This is a genomic window from Pseudomonas sp. F007, assembly GCF_057814275.1.
Genome location: NZ_JBVATA010000006.1, coordinates 1 through 18,619, shown reverse-complemented (window position 1 = coordinate 18,619; position 18,619 = coordinate 1). Strand labels below are relative to the sequence as shown.

Annotated in this window: 15 protein-coding genes, 4 tRNA genes and 1 riboswitch; of the genes, 17 read left to right on the top strand and 2 right to left on the bottom strand. The window is 60.3% G+C overall.

Translation table 11 applies throughout. The features are described 5' to 3' along the window. Positions 1–99 precede the first annotated feature (99 nt). The 7 genes from ACZYR5_RS15445 (at position 100) to astE (ending at position 7,885) form a co-directional block, all read left to right on the top strand. Entirely contained in the window at positions 100–1,320 is a 1,221-nt protein-coding gene (locus tag ACZYR5_RS15445) for an aspartate aminotransferase family protein (protein WP_489089990.1), read from the top strand. 137 nt (positions 1,321–1,457) lie between these two features. Beyond that, positions 1,458–2,477 carry an arginine/ornithine succinyltransferase subunit alpha gene (gene aruF, locus ACZYR5_RS15440; protein ID WP_027621241.1) on the top strand — a complete coding sequence of 340 codons (1,020 nt, stop codon included), beginning with the start codon at positions 1,458–1,460 and terminating at the stop codon, positions 2,475–2,477. A 77-nt stretch (positions 2,478–2,554) separates the two neighbouring features. Then, positions 2,555–3,580 carry an arginine N-succinyltransferase gene (gene astA / locus ACZYR5_RS15435; RefSeq protein ID WP_489089989.1) on the top strand — a complete coding sequence of 342 codons (1,026 nt, stop codon included), beginning with the start codon at positions 2,555–2,557 and terminating at the stop codon, positions 3,578–3,580. Next, positions 3,577–5,046, top strand: coding sequence for a succinylglutamate-semialdehyde dehydrogenase (gene astD / locus ACZYR5_RS15430; protein ID WP_489090385.1), 1,470 nt, complete (start codon positions 3,577–3,579; stop codon positions 5,044–5,046). Before astA ends, astD begins: the two co-directional genes overlap by 4 nt. Before the next feature lie 121 nt (positions 5,047–5,167). Continuing rightward, the gene (gene astB / locus ACZYR5_RS15425) at positions 5,168–6,514 is read left to right on the top strand and encodes an N-succinylarginine dihydrolase (RefSeq protein WP_489089988.1); all 1,347 of its coding nucleotides are present in this window, start codon (positions 5,168–5,170) and stop codon (positions 6,512–6,514) included. Positions 6,515–6,575: 61 nt separating this feature from the next. Beyond that, complete coding sequence (locus tag ACZYR5_RS15420; RefSeq protein ID WP_105755795.1) at positions 6,576–6,863, top strand: topoisomerase II; 288 nt, start codon at positions 6,576–6,578, stop codon at positions 6,861–6,863. Positions 6,864–6,874: 11 nt separating this feature from the next. Then, the gene (gene astE, locus ACZYR5_RS15415) at positions 6,875–7,885 is read left to right on the top strand and encodes a succinylglutamate desuccinylase (protein ID WP_489089987.1); all 1,011 of its coding nucleotides are present in this window, start codon (positions 6,875–6,877) and stop codon (positions 7,883–7,885) included. A 106-nt stretch (positions 7,886–7,991) separates the two neighbouring features. Here the strand turns inward: astE and ACZYR5_RS15410 are convergent, their stop codons facing one another. Continuing rightward, positions 7,992–8,501, bottom strand: a complete 510-nt coding sequence (locus ACZYR5_RS15410; protein WP_489089986.1) for a 6,7-dimethyl-8-ribityllumazine synthase — start codon at positions 8,499–8,501, stop codon at positions 7,992–7,994. Positions 8,502–8,619: 118 nt separating this feature from the next. Next, positions 8,620–8,791, bottom strand: a riboswitch (FMN riboswitch). Positions 8,792–8,966: 175 nt separating this feature from the next. Here ACZYR5_RS15410 and ltaE point away from each other — a divergent pair. The 8 genes from ltaE to mgtE all read left to right on the top strand — a co-directional run bounded on the left by ltaE (position 8,967) and on the right by mgtE (position 16,749). Beyond that, the gene (gene ltaE, locus ACZYR5_RS15405) at positions 8,967–9,971 is read left to right on the top strand and encodes a low-specificity L-threonine aldolase (protein ID WP_489089985.1); all 1,005 of its coding nucleotides are present in this window, start codon (positions 8,967–8,969) and stop codon (positions 9,969–9,971) included. A 146-nt stretch (positions 9,972–10,117) separates the two neighbouring features. Then, positions 10,118–12,736, top strand: coding sequence for an alanine--tRNA ligase (gene alaS, locus ACZYR5_RS15400; RefSeq protein WP_489089984.1), 2,619 nt, complete (start codon positions 10,118–10,120; stop codon positions 12,734–12,736). Between the two features lie 90 nt (positions 12,737–12,826). Beyond that, positions 12,827–14,068: an aspartate kinase gene (locus ACZYR5_RS15395; protein ID WP_489089983.1), complete on the top strand. Its 1,242-nt coding sequence runs from the start codon at positions 12,827–12,829 to the stop codon at positions 14,066–14,068. 185 nt (positions 14,069–14,253) lie between these two features. Then, complete coding sequence (gene csrA, locus ACZYR5_RS15390; protein WP_002554426.1) at positions 14,254–14,442, top strand: carbon storage regulator CsrA; 189 nt, start codon at positions 14,254–14,256, stop codon at positions 14,440–14,442. Positions 14,443–14,504: 62 nt separating this feature from the next. After that, positions 14,505–14,595 (top strand) — tRNA-Ser (locus tag ACZYR5_RS15385). A gap of 107 nt (positions 14,596–14,702) precedes the next feature. Beyond that, positions 14,703–14,779, top strand: a tRNA-Arg gene (locus tag ACZYR5_RS15380). Positions 14,780–14,851: 72 nt separating this feature from the next. Beyond that, positions 14,852–14,928 (top strand) — tRNA-Arg (locus ACZYR5_RS15375). A gap of 378 nt (positions 14,929–15,306) precedes the next feature. Further along, the gene (gene mgtE / locus ACZYR5_RS15370) at positions 15,307–16,749 is read left to right on the top strand and encodes a magnesium transporter (protein ID WP_489089982.1); all 1,443 of its coding nucleotides are present in this window, start codon (positions 15,307–15,309) and stop codon (positions 16,747–16,749) included. 110 nt (positions 16,750–16,859) lie between these two features. Here mgtE and ACZYR5_RS15365 read toward each other — a convergent pair whose 3' ends face one another. Further along, entirely contained in the window at positions 16,860–17,186 is a 327-nt protein-coding gene (locus tag ACZYR5_RS15365; RefSeq protein WP_105755798.1) for an Arc family DNA-binding protein, read from the bottom strand. Positions 17,187–17,510: 324 nt separating this feature from the next. Between ACZYR5_RS15365 and phnN the strand changes: the two genes are divergently transcribed. After that, positions 17,511–18,113 (top strand): phosphonate metabolism protein/1,5-bisphosphokinase (PRPP-forming) PhnN, encoded by a 603-nt coding sequence (phnN, locus tag ACZYR5_RS15360; protein WP_489089981.1) that lies wholly within the window; start codon positions 17,511–17,513, stop codon positions 18,111–18,113. Between the two features lie 125 nt (positions 18,114–18,238). Then, positions 18,239–18,315, top strand: a tRNA-Arg gene (locus tag ACZYR5_RS15355). Positions 18,316–18,619: the final 304 nt, after the last annotated feature.

The following is an 18,619-nucleotide window of genomic DNA, read 5'->3' as shown; positions in this document are numbered from 1 at the left end:
GAAGTTGTCGCTTGGCGGCAAGGCCAAGCTCGAAACTGTCCTTACAATCCCCCCATCGCTCGCCAGTTTCAGGCGGGTGTTCCTCATCAGGAGACTCCGATGTCCGTTGAGCACGCTGCGGTAGAACGCGCCGATTTTGACCAGGTAATGGTTCCCAACTATGCGCCTGCCGCTTTCATTCCGGTGCGTGGTGCCGGTTCCCGCGTTTGGGACCAGTCGGGTCGCGAGCTGATCGACTTTGCCGGCGGGATTGCCGTTAACGTACTGGGCCACGCCCATCCGGCGCTGGTCGGTGCCTTGACCGAACAGGCGAGCAAGCTGTGGCACGTGTCCAACGTGTTCACCAATGAGCCGGCCCTGCGCCTGGCCCACAAGCTGATCGACGCGACCTTCGCCGAGCGCGTGTTCTTCTGCAACTCTGGCGCCGAGGCCAACGAGGCCGCGTTCAAGCTGGCCCGTCGCGTCGCTCACGATCGTTTCGGTGCCGAGAAGTACGAAATCATCGCGGCCCTGAACAGCTTCCACGGTCGTACCCTGTTCACCGTCAACGTCGGTGGCCAGTCCAAGTACTCCGACGGATTCGGTCCGAAAATCACTGGCATCACCCACGTCCCTTACAACGACCTGGCCGCGCTGAAAGCCGCCATTTCCGACAAGACCTGCGCGGTGGTGCTGGAGCCGATCCAGGGTGAGGGCGGTGTGCTGCCGGCCGAACTGGCCTACCTGCAAGGTGCCCGCGAGCTGTGCGATGCGCACAACGCGCTGCTGGTGTTCGACGAAGTGCAGACCGGCATGGGCCGCAGCGGCAAGCTGTTCGCCTATCAGCATTACGGTGTGACGCCGGACATCCTGACCAGCGCCAAGAGCCTGGGCGGCGGTTTCCCGATCGCCGCCATGCTGACCACCGAAGACCTGGCCAAACACCTGGTCGTCGGCACTCACGGCACCACCTACGGCGGCAACCCGCTGGCGTGCGCAGTGGCCGAGGCGGTGATCGACGTGATCAATACCCCTGAAGTGCTGAACGGCGTCAATGCCAAGCACGACAAGTTCAAGGCACGCCTGCAACAGATCGGCGAGCAATACGGCCTGTTCACCCAGGTGCGCGGTCTCGGCCTGCTGCTGGGTTGTGTCCTGAGCGATGCCTGGAAAGGCAAGGCCAAGGACATCTTCAACGCTGCCGAGAAAGAGGGCCTGATGATTCTGCAGGCCGGCCCTGACGTGATTCGTTTCGCCCCGAGCCTGGTGGTGGAAGACGCCGACATCGACGCCGGCCTGGACCGCTTCGAACGTGCCGTGGCCAAGTTGACGCAAGCCTGATAGACCTTTCGGCGCCCGCAGGTCGGGCGTCGATGCAAATTTCCACGCCGGATGGCTTCTCTGTGCAGGCTCACCCCGCACAGCCCAGGGCAGCCGGCGATTTTCCTCAAAGAGTTTATAAAAAAAGGAGTGACACCATGCTGGTGATGCGCCCCGCGCAAATGGCTGATCTGGGCGAGGTACAACGCCTGGCTGCGGACAGCCCGATTGGTGTCACTTCCCTGCCGGATGACGTTGAACGCCTGAGCGACAAGATTGCCGCGAGCGAAGCGTCCTTCGCTGCCGAAGTCAGTTTCAACGGCGAAGAGAGCTATTTCTTCGTCCTCGAAGACACGGCCACCGGCAAGCTGGTGGGCTGCTCGGCCATTGTCGCCTCGGCCGGTTACTCCGAGCCTTTCTACAGCTTTCGCAATGAAACCTTCGTGCACGCGTCCCGCGAGCTGAAGATTCACAACAAGATCCACGTGCTCTCGCAGTGCCACGACCTGACCGGTAACAGCCTGCTGACCAGCTTCTACGTGCTGCCGGAACTGGTGGGCTCGGCCTGGTCGGAGCTCAACTCCCGCGGGCGCCTGCTGTTCGTCGCGAGCCATCCGGAACGCTTCGCCGATTCGGTGGTGACCGAGATCGTCGGCTACAGCGACGAGCATGGCGACTCGCCGTTCTGGGACGCCATCGGCCGCAATTTCTTTGACCTCAACTACGCCGAGGCCGAGCGCCTGTGCGGGCTCAAGAGCCGTACCTTCCTGGCCGAGCTGATGCCGCATTACCCGATCTACGTGCCGCTGCTGCCGGACTCCGCGCAAGAAGCCATGGGTCAGGTGCACCCGCGTGCGCAGATCACCTTCGACATCCTGATGCGTGAAGGTTTCGAGACTGATCACTACATCGACATCTTCGACGGTGGCCCAACCCTGCATGCCCGGGTCTCGGGCATCCGCTCGATCGCCCAGAGCCGCGTGGTGCCGGTGAAGATCGGCGAGCCGGTCAAGGGCGCCGGCCGCCAGTACCTGGTGGCCAATGCGCAGTTGCAGGATTACCGCGCGGTCATGCTTGAGCTGGACTACGCGCCAGGCAAGCCGGTGGTACTGGACCTGGAAGCTGCCGAAGCCCTGGGCGTCGGCGAGGGCGCGAGCGTGCGCCTGGTAGCGGTTTAACGCTTGAACGCCGCAAGGCACACCGAGCAGCGAGTTTTACGGGAGGTCGTGATCGACCGCCCGTTTGAGGAGATAGCATGATCGTTCGTCCCGTACGCAGCAGCGACTTACCCGCTCTGATCGACCTGGCCCGCAGTACCGGCACCGGCCTGACCACCTTGCCGGCCAACGAAGAGCGCCTGGCGCACCGGGTAGGCTGGGCGGAAAAAACCTTCACTGGCGAAGCGGGGCGTGCCGACGCCGATTACCTGTTCGTGCTCGAAGACGACAACGGCCGGGTGGTGGGTATCTCGGCGATTGCCGGCGCGGTCGGCCTGCGTGAGCCCTGGTACAACTTCCGGGTCGGCCTGACGGTCAGCGCATCGCAGGAGCTGAACATCTATCGGGAAATCCCGACGCTGTTCCTGGCCAACGACCTGACCGGCAATTCCGAGTTGTGCTCGCTGTTCCTGCACGCCGATTACCGCACCGGCCTCAACGGCCGAATGCTGGCCAAGGCGCGGATGCTGTTCATCGCCGAATTCCCGCAACTGTTCGGCAACAAGATCATCGCCGAGATGCGCGGCGTCTCCGATACCGCGGGTCGCTCGCCGTTCTGGGAAAGCCTGGGCCGACACTTCTTCAAGATGGAGTTCAGCCAGGCGGACTACCTGACGGGCGTAGGCAACAAGGCGTTCATTGCCGAGCTGATGCCAAAATTCCCGCTCTACACCTGCTTCCTGTCCGAAGACGCGCGCAACGTCATCGGCCAGGTTCACCCGGACACCGAACCGGCGCTGGCCATGCTCAAGAGCGAGGGCTTCAGCTATCAGGGCTACGTCGACATTTTCGACGCCGGTCCAGCCGTGGAGTGCGAGACCACGAAGATCCGTGCGGTGCGCGACAGCCAGGCGCTGGTGCTGGCCATTGGCACCCCGGGTGACGACGCCACGCCGTTCCTGATTCACAACCGCAAGCGCGAAGACTGCCGCATCACTGCCGCGCCGGCGCGCTTTGCCGCCGGTACCCTGGTGGTCGATCCGCTGACCGCCAAGCGCCTTCAACTCAATGCCGGCGATCAGGTACGCGCCGTACCATTGTCTGCTGCCCGGGAGTCGAAATAATGAATTCGCTTTACATCGCAGGTGAGTGGCTGGCCGGTCAGGGCGAAGCCTTTGAATCGCTGAACCCGGTCACCCAGCAAGTGCTGTGGTCAGGGCAGGGCGCCACCGCCGCTCAGGTTGAAAGCGCCGTGCAGGCGGCCCGTCAGGCATTTCCGGCCTGGGCTCGTCGCACCCTGGAAGAGCGCATCAGCGTGCTCGAGGCCTTTGCCGCCAGCCTGAAGCAACACGCGGAAGAATTGGCCCACTGCATTGGTGAGGAAACCGGCAAGCCATTGTGGGAAGCCGCGACTGAAGTGACCAGCATGGTCAACAAGATCGCGATCTCGGTGCAAAGCTACCGCGAGCGTACCGGCGAGAAGAGCGGCCCGCTGGGCGACGCCACCGCCGTGCTGCGACACAAGCCTCACGGTGTGGTCGCAGTATTCGGTCCCTATAACTTCCCGGGTCACCTGCCCAACGGGCACATCGTGCCAGCCCTGTTGGCCGGTAACAGCGTGCTGTTCAAGCCGAGTGAGCTGACCCCGAAAGTTGCCGAGCTGACTGTCAAGTGCTGGATCGAAGCCGGCCTGCCAGCCGGTGTACTGAACCTGGTGCAAGGCGCGCGGGAAACCGGCATCGCCCTGGCCGCCAATCCGGGCATCGACGGCCTGTTCTTCACCGGCTCCAGCCGTACTGGCAATCATCTGCATGCGCAGTTCTCCGGGCGGCCGGACAAGATCCTCGCCCTGGAAATGGGGGGCAACAACCCGCTGGTGGTGGATCAGGTTGCCGACCTCGACGCGGCGGTCTACACCATTATCCAGTCGGCGTTCATTTCCGCCGGTCAGCGCTGCACCTGCGCACGCCGCCTGCTGGTGCCGCAAGGCGCCTGGGGCGACAGCCTGTTGGCACGCCTGGTAGCCGTCAGCGCGACCATTGAGGTCGGTGCATTCGACCAGCAACCGGCGCCGTTCATGGGCTCGGTGGTTTCCCTCGGGGCCGCCAAGGCACTGATGGATGCCCAGGCACAGTTGCTGGCCAATGGCGCAGTCAGCCTGCTGGCGATGACTCAGCCACAGCCGACGGCCGCCTTGCTGACGCCGGGCATTGTTGACGTGACGGCAGTGGCCGAGCGTCCCGACGAAGAGCTGTTCGGGCCTTTGCTGCAGGTGATTCGCTACGCGGATTTCGAAGCAGCGATCGCCGAAGCCAACAACACCCAATACGGCCTGGCCGCCGGCTTGCTGTCGGACTCCGAAGCGCGCTACCAGCAGTTCTGGCTGGAAAGCCGCGCCGGTATCGTCAACTGGAACAAGCAACTGACCGGCGCCGCCAGCAGCGCGCCGTTCGGTGGTGTCGGCGCCTCGGGTAACCACCGTGCCAGCGCTTACTACGCGGCGGACTATTGCGCCTACCCGGTGGCCTCGCTGGAAACACCGAGCCTGGTGATGCCGGCCGCCCTGACGCCCGGCGTGAAAATGGCCTGATGCCCATCACTGGCAAGCTGGCTCTCTGTAGGAGCTGGCTTGCCAGCGAACAGCCGCCCCGCGGTCGCCAATGCCTTGTTATTGAAGCCTATAAAAACCAGATTCTCGTGGAGCCTCGCTAATGAAATCCTATGAAGTCAATTTTGACGGTCTAGTGGGGCCGACCCACAACTACGGCGGCCTGTCCTACGGCAACGTCGCGTCCCAGAGCAACAGTCAGCAGGCTTCCAATCCCAAGGAAGCGGCGCTGCAGGGCCTGGCGAAAATGAAAGCGCTGATGGAAATGGGCTTCCAGCAAGGCGTACTCGCGCCGCAGGAACGTCCGGACGTGGGCGCCTTGCGCAAGCTCGGTTTCAGCGGCACTGATGCACAGGTCATCGAGCAGGCGGCCAAGCAAGCGATGCCGCTGCTGGTTGCCAGTTGTTCGGCGTCGAGCATGTGGGTGGCCAACGCGGCCACGGTCAGCCCGAGTGCGGACACCGCCGACGGTCGCGTGCATTTCACCGCCGCCAACCTCAATTGCAAATATCACCGCAGCATCGAGCACCCGACCACCAGCCGCGTGCTGGGGGCGATGTTCGCCGACCAGAAACACTTCGCCCACCACGCGGCGCTGCCGGCGGTAGCGCAGTTCGGTGACGAAGGCGCGGCCAACCACACCCGTTTCTGCCGTGAATACGGCGAGGCCGGTGTCGAGTTTTTCGTGTTCGGGCGCAGCGCCTTCGATACCCGCTATCCGGCACCGCAAAAGTACCCGGCGCGCCAGACCCTGGAAGCTTCCCAGGCGGTCGCACGCTTGCACGGCCTGAGTGATGACGGTGTGGTCTATGCTCAGCAGAATCCGTCAGTGATCGACCAGGGCGTGTTCCACAACGACGTGATCGCGGTCGGTAACGGTGAGGCGCTGTTCTATCACGAGGATGCGTTCCTCGACACCGAACAGATGCTCGCCGAGCTGTCGAGCAAGCTGGCCAAGCGTGGCGGGCAGTTCAAGGCGATCTGCGTGCCGCGTTCGCAGGTTTCGGTGGAGGACGCGGTGCGTTCCTACCTGTTCAATAGCCAGCTGCTGTCGAAGGCCGACGGTTCGATGCTGCTGATCGTGCCGCAGGAATGCCAGAACAACCCGCGCGTCTGGCAGTACCTGCAGACCCTGACCAGCTCCGGCGGACTGATTCGCGAGGTCAAAGTCTTCGACCTCAAGCAGAGCATGCAGAACGGTGGTGGCCCGGCTTGCCTGCGTTTGCGCGTGGCGCTGAATGAAACTGAACTGGCGGCGGTCAACCCAGGGGTTATCATGACCGCGCCGTTGTATGGCACGCTGACCCAATGGGTCGAAAAGCACTACCGTGACCGCATGGCCGAAAGCGACCTGGCGGATCCGCAGTTGTTGCTTGAGTGCCGGACGGCACTGGATGAACTGACGCAAATCCTTAAACTGGGCGCGGTTTATCCATTCCAGATCAATTGAAAGCCCAGGTCCGCCCCTGATGAGCGGGCCTGCAGCTTTATTTCCAGATGAGAGCGTAAACATGAGCGATACCCTGCAGCTGATCCTTGAAGACACCGATGGCACTCAACTGGAAACCTCCTGCACCCGCGTTGCCGTGATCTGGCAGGGCAAGGAATTGTGGATCCAGCACGACGGCCGTGGCCAATTGCTGATCGGCGTGGACGTCGAAGAAGGCGATGCCGAATACGCCAACCTGCTGTTGCGCCCATTGGCGACTAATCTGGTAAGTCTGCAACTGGAGATGGAGCCGGCTGACCTCGGTGACGACGACCACGTGCATGGCCCGGACTGCAATCACGACCATTAAGGAAACGCTCTATGCTCGCCCTCGGCAAACTGCTTGAACTGACCCTCGCCGGCCGCGAACCGGCGGAGAAGACTCAACTGACTGTCGAAGGCGTGCGGATGCGCTGGCTGAGTGAAGGTGCGCTGGAAGTGCGGCCACCGGAAGCCCGCGACAATGGCCTGGACCTGCTGCTGTCAGCCGGGATCCATGGCAACGAAACGGCGCCGATCGAACTTCTCGATCGGTTGCTGCATGACATCGCTCGAGGCGACTTGAAGCCTCGAGCACGCATTCTGTTCCTGTTCGGCAACCCTGAGGCCATGCGCCGCGGCGAGCGTTTTGTCGAGCAGGACGTCAATCGGTTGTTCAACGGCCGACATGAACTGAGCAGTGGTTCCGAAGCGCTGCGCGCCTGTGAACTGGAACGCCTGGCGGCGAGTTTCTTCAGCCTGCCGGATCGCCAGCGCCTGCACTACGACTTGCACACCGCGATTCGCGGCTCGAAGATCGAGCAGTTCGCCCTGTACCCGTGGAAAGAAGGTCGCCAGCACTCGCGTCACGAACTGGCGCGCCTGCGTGCAGCGGGCATGGAGGCGGTGCTGTTGCAGAACAAGCCGTCGATCGTGTTCAGCTCGTACACCTACGACAAGCTCGACGCCGAGGCCTTCACCCTGGAGTTGGGCAAGGCTCGACCTTTTGGGCAGAACGACGGGGTCAATGTGTCGCGCCTGGAAACCCGCCTGAAGCAGATCATTGAAGGATCCGAACCGCCGATGGCGCAAGAGGGGCTGGATGGCTTGCAGCTGTTCAGCGTGGCGCGGGAAATCATCAAGCACAGCGACAACTTCAAATTGAACCTGCCGGCCGATATCGAGAATTTCAGTGAGCTGGATATGGGCTATGTGCTGGCTGAAGACATCGCGCAAACGCGCTGGATCATCGAAGAGCAGGGTGCGCGCATCATTTTCCCCAATCCCAAGGTGAAAAATGGCCTGCGCGCCGGGATCCTGATCGTCCCCACTGGCGACCACAACCTCGCCTGACCCTGGATGGAATTGATAAACCTGTAGGAGCGGGCTTGCCCGCGATAGCGATGGCACATTCAACATCAATCCTGAATGTGCACCTCGCGCGGGCAACTAACGCCTATTACACCGCCACGGCCCGCGGCTCACTCCGGTGCAACGCCCGCAGTTTATGCAGCGTGTCGGCACAGGTCTTCGCCGCTTCCTGACCCTTGTGCACAAAATGCTCGAAGAAGAACTTCTGGTGCTCTTCGCCGGCATGGAAGTGATGGGGGGTCAGCACGACGGAGAACACCGGTACTTCAGTCTCCAGTTGCACCTGCATCAGTCCGCTGATCACCGATTGGGCGACGAACTCGTGACGGTAGATGCCGCCATCCACCACCAGGCCCGCGGCGACGATGCCGGCATAGCCGCCGGTTTTCGCCAGCAACTTGGCGTGCAGCGGAATTTCGAAAGCGCCGCCGACTTCAAAAAAGTCGATGTCCGACGCCTGATAGCCTTGGGCAATCATCTCGCTGACGAAGCCTTCACGGCTCTGATCAACGATTTCCTTGTGCCAGCACGCCTGGATGAACGCTACGCGCTCGCCTTGATGGTGTTTGCTCTTGCTATCGATTGCGGTGGGTTGCATCTGTTCTGACTCCTGTTTGTGTGAAAAACAGGGCGTTATGAATCGAAAGGGATTCAAGGGTACGTAGCGGTCCCGAGCACAAGCTGCTCGTTGACCCTGGACGGCCCTTTGGCGTTGATCCCGTTCTCTCTTCATCCGGACTATGACCGTCGGCCCCGGAATCACACCGGGTCTGCTGACCTTGTCATCACCGACTGCCAAAGGCTGGCGGGACGCCAAGCGCTCGCGGGCTATACGCATTGCGCGTAATTACCGCCGGTGGGGAGTTGCACCCCGCCCTGAGAACGTATTGCCGTCAGATTTTCTGGCGGCGCAGCGTTTTTAACACATATTTCTGACCTGCGCATCGCTGCTATCTGATGATTGTTATCGAACTTTTCATTCAGCGAGGGTTGATAATTCCTCGGCATGACCGCAGTAATTCACTCTTGAAAGGGATTTCCCCTGCTTACCGAGGCCAGCTTCATGACTGTTATCGATCTGCGCAGTGACACCGTTACCCAACCTACCGCAGGGATGCTTGACGTAATGGCCGGGGCGGCCACTGGCGACGATGTGTATGGCGAGGATCCGACGGTCAACCGTCTGGAAGCGGTACTGGCCGAGCGCCTGGGCTTTGCTGCTGCATTGTTCGTGCCCACCGGCACCATGAGCAACCTGTTGGGCCTGATGGCCCATTGCGAGCGCGGCGACGAGTACATCGTTGGCCAGCAGGCTCACACCTACAAATACGAAGGCGGTGGCGCTGCCGTGCTCGGTTCGATCCAGCCGCAGCCACTGGAAGTCCAGGCCGATGGCTCGCTGGACCTGACCCAGGTGGCGGCGGCCATCAAGCCCGACGATTTCCACTTCGCCCGCACGCGCTTGCTGGCGCTTGAAAACACCATGCAAGGCAAGGTGCTACCGCTGGAATACCTGGCACGAGCACGCCGTTTCACTCGCGAGCATGGCCTGCAGTTGCACCTGGATGGCGCGCGCTTGTACAACGCCGCGGTCAAGCTGGGCGTGGATGCCCGGGAAATTACCCAGCACTTCGATTCGGTGTCGGTCTGCCTGTCCAAAGGTCTCGGTGCCCCGGTGGGCTCGGTGCTTTGCGGTTCAGCAGAGTTGATCGGCAAGGCGCGGCGCCTGCGCAAGATGGTCGGCGGCGGCATGCGCCAGGCCGGGATTCTCGCGGCGGCGGGGCTGTATGCCCTGGATAACCATGTGCAGCGCCTGGCTGACGACCATTCGAATGCTCAGCGCCTGGCAGCAGGCCTGCAGGCGGCGGGCTTCGAGGTCGAACCGGTGCAGACCAACATGGTTTACCTGAACATCGGCGACAAAGCCGACGCGATCAAGACGTTTGCCGCTGAACGTGGGATTCGGCTCAGCGCTTCTTCCCGTCTGCGCATGGTCACGCACATGGATGTCAGCCAGGCGCAAATCGACCAGGTGATCGCGACATTCGTCGAGTTTTCCGGTAAATGACATTGCTGGCCGTCCAATTGGCTGTTTCTATCGTATAAACACGCTGTACCCCGCGCGCAGGGCCGATATAATGCGGCCCTTTGCCGTCGCTTCGTCCGTTGACGAATCGCACAGGCCTTTGGCCGCAGCCTCCGTGGAAGAACCTAATGAAAAGCGCAGAAATCCGTGAAGCCTTCCTTCGCTTCTTCGAAGAGCAAGGCCACACCCGTGTAGCCTCCAGCTCTTTGATTCCGGGCAACGACCCAACCCTGCTGTTCACCAACGCGGGGATGAACCAGTTCAAGGATTGCTTCCTGGGCCAGGAAAAGCGCGCCTACACCCGCGCCACCAGCAGCCAGAAGTGCGTGCGCGCAGGCGGCAAGAACAGCGACCTGGAAAACGTCGGCTATACCGCCCGTCACCACACCTTCTTCGAAATGCTGGGTAACTTCAGCTTCGGCGACTACTTCAAGCGTGACGCCATCACCTACGCCTGGACCTTCCTCACCGGCGTACTGCAGTTGCCCAAGGAAAAACTCTGGGTCACGGTCTATGCCTCGGACGATGAGGCCTACGACATCTGGACCCAGCAGATCGGCGTGCCGGTCGAGCGCATGATCCGCATCGGCGACAACAAGGGCGCGCCATACGCCTCCGACAACTTCTGGACCATGGGCGATACCGGCCCGTGCGGTCCTTGCACCGAGATCTTCTACGACCACGGCGACCACATCTGGGGCGGCCCACCGGGCTCGCCGGAAGAAGATGGCGACCGTTACATCGAGATCTGGAACAACGTCTTCATGCAGTTCAACCGCACCGCCGATGGCGTGTTGCATCCGTTGCCAGCACCGTCGGTCGATACCGGCATGGGCCTGGAGCGGATCAGTGCGGTGATGCAGCACGTGAATTCGAACTACGACATCGACCTGTTCAAGAACCTGTTGAGCGCTTCGGCGGCCGCCATCGGTTGCAGCAACGGCGACCAGTCGTCGCTCAAGGTGGTGTCCGACCACATCCGTTCCTGCGGTTTCCTGATTGCTGATGGCGTATTGCCGTCCAACGAAGGCCGTGGCTATGTGTTGCGCCGGATCATTCGACGCGCCTGCCGTCACGGCAACAAGCTGGGTGCCACTGGCAGCTTCTTCTACAAGATCGTGGCTGCGCTGGTCGCCGAGATGGGCGAAGCCTTCCCGGAACTCAAGCAGCAGCAGTCGAACATCGAGCGCGTGCTCAAGGCCGAGGAAGAGCAGTTCTCCAAGACCCTGGAGCACGGCCTGAAAATTCTCGAGCAGGACCTGGCGGAACTCAAAGGCACCGTGGTGCCGGGTGATGTCGTGTTCAAGCTGTACGACACCTACGGCTTCCCGATGGACCTGACGGCCGACATCGCTCGTGAGCGTGAGCTGACCATCGACGAAGCGGGCTTCGAGCGCGAAATGGAAGCCCAGCGCGAACGTGCCCGTTCGGCCAGCTCCTTCGGCCTGGACTACAACACCCTGGTCAAGGTTGACGTGGCCACTGAGTTCACCGGCTACACCGATACCAGCGGCTCGGCAAAAATCGTCGCGCTGTACAAGAATGGCCAGTCGGTTGATGTGTTGAATGAAGGCGACGAGGGCGTGATTGTCCTGAACAAGACGCCGTTCTACGCCGAATCCGGTGGTCAGGTCGGCGACTGCGGTTACCTGCAGGCTGGCACTGCGCGTTTCGACGTGCGCGACACCACCAAGACCGGCGGTGCGTTCCTGCATCACGGCGTGCTGGCGTCCGGCAGCCTGATCGTCGGTGCACCGGTCGAGACTCATGTGGATGCCGACGTGCGTCACGCGACCTCGCTGAACCACTCGGCTACTCACTTGCTGCACGCAGCCCTGCGTCAGGTGCTGGGCGAGCACGTTCAGCAGAAGGGTTCCCTGGTCGACAGTCAGCGCCTGCGCTTTGACTTCAGCCACTTCGAAGCCATCAAGCCGGAGCAGATCAAGGCCCTGGAAGACATCGTCAACGCCGAGATTCGCAAGAACTCCGCGGTCGAGACCGAAGAAACCGACATCGAGACCGCCAAGCGCAAAGGCGCCATGGCGCTGTTCGGCGAGAAGTACGGCGACGACGTGCGCGTACTGAGCATGGGCGGCGACTTCTCCGTCGAGCTGTGTGGCGGTATCCACGCCAACCGTACCGGCGACATCGGCCTGCTGAAAATCATCAGCGAAGGCGGCGTGGCATCGGGCGTGCGTCGTATCGAAGCGTTGACCGGTGCCGCGGCACTGGCCTACCTCAATGGTGCCGAAGAGCAACTCAAGGAAGCGGCCAGCCTGGTCAAGGGCAGCCGCGACAACCTGATCGACAAGCTGTCGGCTGTGCTCGAGCGCAACCGTCTGCTGGAAAAGCAACTCGAGCAGTTGCAAGCCAAGGCCGCCAGTGCGGCGGGTGACGACCTGTCGGCGCAGGCCCAGGACGTCAAGGGCGTGAAAGTACTGGCTGTGCGTCTCGACGGTCAGGATGGCAAGGCGCTGCTGGCGCTGGTCGATCAACTGAAAAACAAACTCGGCCGCGCAGTGATCCTGCTCGGCAGTGTCCATGAGGAAAAGGTCGTGCTGGTTGCAGGCGTGACCAAAGACCTGACTGGCCAACTCAAAGCCGGTGATTTGATGAAGCAAGCCGCTGCGGCAGTGGGCGGGAAGGGCGGTGGTCGTCCGGACATGGCGCAAGGCGGTGGTACTGACGCTGGCGCACTGGACGCGGCCCTGGCCCTGACCGTGCCGTTTGTCGAACAGGGTATTTAAGGCTGTGTGCCGGGCTCGTCGTCTAGTGGCGGGGCCGGCTGCTGTTTGAGTGACTAATGGGCGCCCTTCATGGGCAGAGGCGGCTTTGAAATGGCTTTGATCGTACAGAAATTTGGAGGCACCTCGGTCGGTACTGTCGAGAGAATCGAGCAGGTCGCCGACAAGGTTAAGAAATTCCGCGATGCCGGCGATGACCTGGTGGTTGTGCTGTCGGCTATGAGCGGCGAAACCAACCGTCTGATCGCTCTGGCCAAACAAATCAGTGGTGATGATCAGCCAGTCCCGCGTGAACTGGATGTGATCGTGTCCACCGGCGAGCAGGTGACGATCGCGTTGCTGGCCATGGCGCTGATCAAGCGTGGCGTGCCGGCGGTATCGTACACCGGTAACCAGGTACGAATCCTGACGGACAGCGCGCACAATAAAGCGCGGATTCTGCAGATCGATGATCAGAAGATTCGCGGCGACCTGAAGGCTGGTCGCGTGGTGGTTGTCGCCGGTTTCCAGGGCGTCGACGAGCACGGCAGTATCACCACCCTCGGTCGTGGCGGCTCCGACACCACCGGCGTGGCGCTGGCAGCGGCCCTGAAGGCCGATGAGTGCCAGATCTATACCGATGTGGACGGTGTCTACACCACCGATCCGCGCGTGGTGTCCGTGGCCCAGCGCCTGGACAAGATCACCTTCGAAGAGATGCTGGAAATGGCCAGCCTCGGTTCCAAGGTATTGCAGATCCGTGCGGTCGAGTTCGCCGGCAAGTACAACGTCCCGCTGCGCGTACTGCACAGCTTCAAGGAGGGTCCAGGCACCCTCATTACTATTGATGAAGAGGAATCCATGGAACAGCCGATCATTTCCGGCATCGCTTTCAACCGCGATGAAGCCAAGCTGACCATCCGTGGCGTGCCAGACACCCCGGGCGTGGCGTTCAAGATTCTCGGCCCTATCAGTGCCGCGAACATCGAAGTCGACATGATCGTGCAGAACGTTGCGCACGATAACACCACCGACTTCACCTTCACGGTGCATCGCAACGACTATCAGGCGGCCCAGACCGTGCTGGAAAACACTGCGCGCGAGATCGGTGCCCGTGAAGTGGTGGGCGACACCAAGATCGCCAAGGTCTCGATCGTCGGCGTTGGCATGCGTTCCCACGCGGGCGTTGCCAGCCGCATGTTCGAAGCGTTGGCCAAGGAAACCATCAATATCCAGATGATTTCGACCTCGGAGATCAAGGTCTCGGTAGTGATCGAGGAGAAGTACCTGGAACTGGCTGTGCGCGCACTGCACACCGCGTTCGAGCTGGATGCTCCGGTTCGCCAGGGCGAGTGATGTAATGCAGCAGGGGCGCGGTCTGACCGCGCCTTTTGTTTTTTTGAGTGGCGCGCGCAAGGCTGTTCTTTTTCGTGCGCTGGTCAATACTTAGGCGTGTAGAGCGGTGACCGTCCTGGTTGCGGCTTGAGCGCTTTTTTTTTGCAGACTGTTGTCCCTGAACTGAAATGCGTGAGGAGAAAGGTATGCTGATTCTGACTCGTCGGTGTGCGGAAAGCCTGATTATCGGTGATGGCGAAATCACCGTGACCGTGCTCGGCGTCAAAGGAAATCAGGTGCGTATTGGCGTTAACGCACCCAAAGAGGTGGCTGTTCACCGTGAGGAAATCTACCTGCGTATAAAGAAAGAGAAGGACGAAGAACCAAGCCATTAATTTTTATCGTTTTTTATGTTTGCAAACGGGGAAAAGGTTGGTTAAGATACGCCCCGTGTTGCGGAGAGCTGGCCGAGTGGCCGAAGGCGCTCCCCTGCTAAGGGAGTACACCTCAAAAGGGTGTCGGGGGTTCGAATCCCCCGTTCTCCGCCATTATTTGTTTAGCACGTTGTAATCAGGCTTCTTCGGTAAGTTGTTGAAATTACTAGAAAAAGTGCTTGGAAAAAAGATTCGACGGACTATAATGCGCAGCACCAAATGCACTCGTAGCTCAGCTGGATAGAGTACTCGGCTACGAACCGAGCGGTCACAGGTTCGAATCCTGTCGAGTGCACCATTTAAAGGTTGTTTGCAGTCATGCGGTCAACCTTGTTTCAATCAGTTGTGATCTGGTTTAAAAGCACAAACTGCACTCGTAGCTCAGCTGGATAGAGTACTCGGCTACGAACCGAGCGGTCACAGGTTCGAATCCTGTCGAGTGCACCAAACACCAAAAAGCCTGCGTTCATCGCGGGCTTTTTGCTGTCTGGGATTTGGCTTTTTCCTTTCCTCTCCTGCCGTGCTTCGTACTCGGGCCAGGGGTCTCATTTTTGCCCCGCAGTGTGTTTTCTTTTCGCGATCAGTCGTCGCAGTTTCATAGATGTGGGCCATGCTTAGCTTTGTCTCGCAAGCGCTTGTTCTGGGCTGGATTTTTTAACGTCCCGAAGCCCCAAGCGGTGTATGATTGCGCCCGTCAGCCCCGCCGGGGCTTGTGGAATACCTCCATGGACTTACCCAGTAGTTGTTCAGTACCCCGTTTTACCAATCATGAATTGACTGATTGATCCTTCCGGCGTGCCCCGCTGCTGGGAGTGGAGTTCGCCTATGACTGAAGTAGAAGTAAAGAAAACTCAAGAAAGCCTGCAGGATCGCCTGGCCCAGGTGGTCGAGCTGCTGCAGCGCCAGCGCGTCTTCGAAGACCTGACCCACCGCCAGGAAGGTCCTCATCAGGATCGGGTCGAGAACCTGGTTCACCGGCAGAACCTCGTCGAGTTGCAGCGCAAGCTCGATGACCTGCACTCCGCCGACGTTGCCTACATCCTTGAAGCGCTGCCCCTCGACGATCGTCTGACGGTCTGGCAGTTGGTCAAGGCCGAGCGTGACGGCGATATTCTGCTGGAAGTGTCCGACTCGGTCCGAGAAACCCTGATCGCCGACATGGACGATCACGAGCTCCTGGCGGCCGCCAAGGAGATGGACGCCGACGAACTTGCTGACCTGGCCCCTGAGCTGCCGCGAGACGTCGTCCACGAGCTGATGGAAACCCTCGACGGCCAGCAGCGTGAGCGCGTGCGCTCCGCACTGTCCTATGACGAGGAGCAGGTCGGTGCGTTGATGGACTTCGAGATGGTGACGATCCGCGAGGATGTCAGCCTGGAAGTGGTCCTGCGTTACCTGCGTCGCCTCAAAGAGCTGCCCGGGCATACCGACAAGTTGTTCGTGGTCGATTACGACGGTGTCCTCAAGGGCGTGCTGCCGATCAAGCGTCTGCTGGTCAACGACCCTGACAAGCAGGTGTCGGAGGTCATGGCCAGCGATCCGGTGAGTTTCCATCCGGATGAAGACGCCTATGATGCCGCGCAGGCGTTCGAGCGTTATGACTTGATCTCGGCGCCGGTGGTCGACAAGAACGACAAGCTCATCGGTCGTTTGACCATTGACGAGATGGTTGACCTGATTCGTGAGGAGAGCGAAAGCGAAGTCCTCAACATGGCCGGTCTGCGTGAAGAGGAAGATATCTTCGCTTCGGTCTGGAAGTCGCTGCGCAACCGTTGGGCGTGGCTGGCGATCAACCTGATCACTGCCTTCGTCGCTTCGCGGGTGATTGGTTTGTTCGAGGGCTCTATCGAAAAACTGGTGGCGCTGGCGGCGTTGATGCCGATCGTTGCCGGCATTGGTGGTAACTCGGGTAACCAGACGATCACCATGATCGTGCGAGCGATGGCCCTCGATCAGGTCAGTACCGGTAACACCTCGCGCCTGATGCGCAAGGAGTTGGCTGTCGGCTTGATCAACGGCCTGGTCTGGGGTGGGGTGATTGGCGTCGTGGCTTATCTGCTCTATGGCAGTTGGTCGCTCGGCGTAGTGATGACGGCGGCGATGACACTGAACCTGCTTCTGGCTGCGCTGATGGGGGTCCTTATACCGATGACCCTGGCGCGTGTCGGGCGCGACCCGGCAATGGGGGCAAGTGTGATGATCACGGCCATGACCGACAGTGGCGGCTTCTTTATCTTCCTTGGTCTTGCCACCATCTTCCTGCTCTGATTCCTGCGACTCGTCCTGCAAAGGCGAGTCGTTTTTCCATCGGTGCGTATCTGCGAATTTCCAGGCAAAAAAAAGCCAGCGCGAGGCTGGCTTGAGCTTTCGGGGTGAAATCAGGTAGGGCTTGCGGCCATTTCTGCATCATGCGCGATAAGCGATACCAAAGCGTTTTGCTGGCGATGGGACAGTTGGCGGAAGCGCTGCAGTAGCTCGCGCTCGTGCAGTGACAGCTCGGGGCTGTCCAGGCGCATACTCAGCTCTTCGCCCAGTGCACCTTCTTGAATAAGGCTCTGCTCCAGTCGAGCGATGATCTCGGAGTTCATGCTGCGGTGATGGTTGCGTGCCACCTCGGCGATGCGTTCACGCATTCCGTCTGGCAGGCGCACGACGAACTTGTCAGCCGTACGGCTGGAATAAATTGCCTGTTTCAATGGGCGCATATAGTTAACCGGTTAGTTCAGGGGAGCGGTTCTCGGAATTGGCCGCAGGATGTCAGTTAGGACAAGCCAGACAGCCAAATGTTCAACCTGAATTGATCAAGGCCCGCATCATGCCTCATAAATGCCGGATCCTTGGCGCCAATTCTGTGACAAATATTGAGCCTGGGGCAGGCGTTATGCCAGCACCAATTATCAGAAATGCGGACTGGTTTGAAAACTGTTATCCGCCCTGACCACCTGGATGTACCTTTTCGCCTGGCTGGGGATGGCGTCCCCTCCTTGAATAGAGTAGTGGCAAATGGCCGATTTACTAGGGGGTGCACTATGACAAGCGGGTTTTGGGGCGTTGGCCGGCTTGTGTATCTGATGGGACCATCGGGTTCCGGCAAGGACAGCTTGATCGATGCTGCCCGCGATTCCCTGGCGCAACTCGATTGTGTGATTGCGCGCCGAGTGATTACACGCTCGGCGGAATCAGTGGGCGAGGCGGCTCGTGGCGTAAGCATTGAGGAGTTTGGTGAATTGCGGCGTCAGGGCGGGTTTGCATTGAGTTGGAGCGCCAATGGCCTGGAGTACGGTATCCCGGTGCAGATTGATCAGTGGCTGGCGGAAGGGCGGCATGTGCTGGTCAATGGCTCTAGGGCCTATCTGCCGCTCGCGCGGCGGCGCTATCCAACGTTGCTTCCTATCCTTCTTACCGTCAGTCCTGATGTTTTGCGTAAGCGGCTCGAGCGTAGAGGGCGCGAGAGTGTCGAGGAAATAGACGCGCGGCTCGCGCGCAACACCTTGTTCGCGCCCGGCGAGCGGGCGGCCAGGGCGGATGGCGTGTTCCTGCTGGATAACTCGAGTGATTTGTCTTCGACGGTGGCGCGGTTGATGGAGTTGTTGCGCCAAGAAGGTATCGGTGACTTGTCGCAGCCCGCATGAGGACGGGGCGCCGGGAGGGGGCGTTTGCCTACACTCAATTAACACTACAGACGACATGACAAACGCGGGCCTGCCGTTTAACATGCTCGCCGTCCATCGCGCCGCGTTCTGGTGTGATGGTTTGTGTCTCAGTAGCTCAATTGGATAGAGCATCCCCCTCCTAAGGGGAAGGTTGGCAGTTCGAACCTGCCCTGGGACACCACTATATTATTGAATGCTTCCAGTCGGTATGTGCCACTGGTGCGGTAAAAGCCCCGCTGAGGTTGTTCCTCGCGGGGCTTTTTGTTTTTCCCAGCCAGGGTTCGTCCGGCTTCTGTGCGGGCACGCTATCTCCTCTATATAGAAGAGGGCGTGTTTTCCGGGGAATGATAGAAAAACTAAATTAGTGGTTGACGCGAGTTTTTATCTGTCTATAATTCGCCCCACTTCCGGCGCAGTCGAAACGGAAAACTCCTTGGTAAACAACGAGTTACGCAGTTTTCGGCAGTCAGTGTTTCAGGTCATCG

Excerpts from the sequence above, each read along its gene's own strand:
- phnN (WP_489089981.1), top strand. The coding sequence starts at position 17,511 with ATGACAAGCGGGTTTTGGGGCGTTGGCCGGCTTGTGTATCTGATGGGA.
- astA (WP_489089989.1), top strand. The coding sequence starts at position 2,555 with ATGATCGTTCGTCCCGTACGCAGCAGCGACTTACCCGCTCTGATCGAC.
- ACZYR5_RS15365 (WP_105755798.1), bottom strand. The coding sequence starts at position 17,186 with ATGCGCCCATTGAAACAGGCAATTTATTCCAGCCGTACGGCTGACAAG.
- aruF (WP_027621241.1), top strand. The coding sequence starts at position 1,458 with ATGCTGGTGATGCGCCCCGCGCAAATGGCTGATCTGGGCGAGGTACAA.
- astB (WP_489089988.1), top strand. The coding sequence starts at position 5,168 with ATGAAATCCTATGAAGTCAATTTTGACGGTCTAGTGGGGCCGACCCAC.
- ltaE (WP_489089985.1), top strand. The coding sequence starts at position 8,967 with ATGACTGTTATCGATCTGCGCAGTGACACCGTTACCCAACCTACCGCA.
- csrA (WP_002554426.1), top strand. The coding sequence starts at position 14,254 with ATGCTGATTCTGACTCGTCGGTGTGCGGAAAGCCTGATTATCGGTGAT.
- astE (WP_489089987.1), top strand. The coding sequence starts at position 6,875 with ATGCTCGCCCTCGGCAAACTGCTTGAACTGACCCTCGCCGGCCGCGAA.
- ACZYR5_RS15420 (WP_105755795.1), top strand. The coding sequence starts at position 6,576 with ATGAGCGATACCCTGCAGCTGATCCTTGAAGACACCGATGGCACTCAA.
- alaS (WP_489089984.1), top strand. The coding sequence starts at position 10,118 with ATGAAAAGCGCAGAAATCCGTGAAGCCTTCCTTCGCTTCTTCGAAGAG.
- ACZYR5_RS15410 (WP_489089986.1), bottom strand. The coding sequence starts at position 8,501 with ATGCAACCCACCGCAATCGATAGCAAGAGCAAACACCATCAAGGCGAG.
- ACZYR5_RS15395 (WP_489089983.1), top strand. The coding sequence starts at position 12,827 with ATGGCTTTGATCGTACAGAAATTTGGAGGCACCTCGGTCGGTACTGTC.
- mgtE (WP_489089982.1), top strand. The coding sequence starts at position 15,307 with ATGACTGAAGTAGAAGTAAAGAAAACTCAAGAAAGCCTGCAGGATCGC.
- ACZYR5_RS15445 (WP_489089990.1), top strand. The coding sequence starts at position 100 with ATGTCCGTTGAGCACGCTGCGGTAGAACGCGCCGATTTTGACCAGGTA.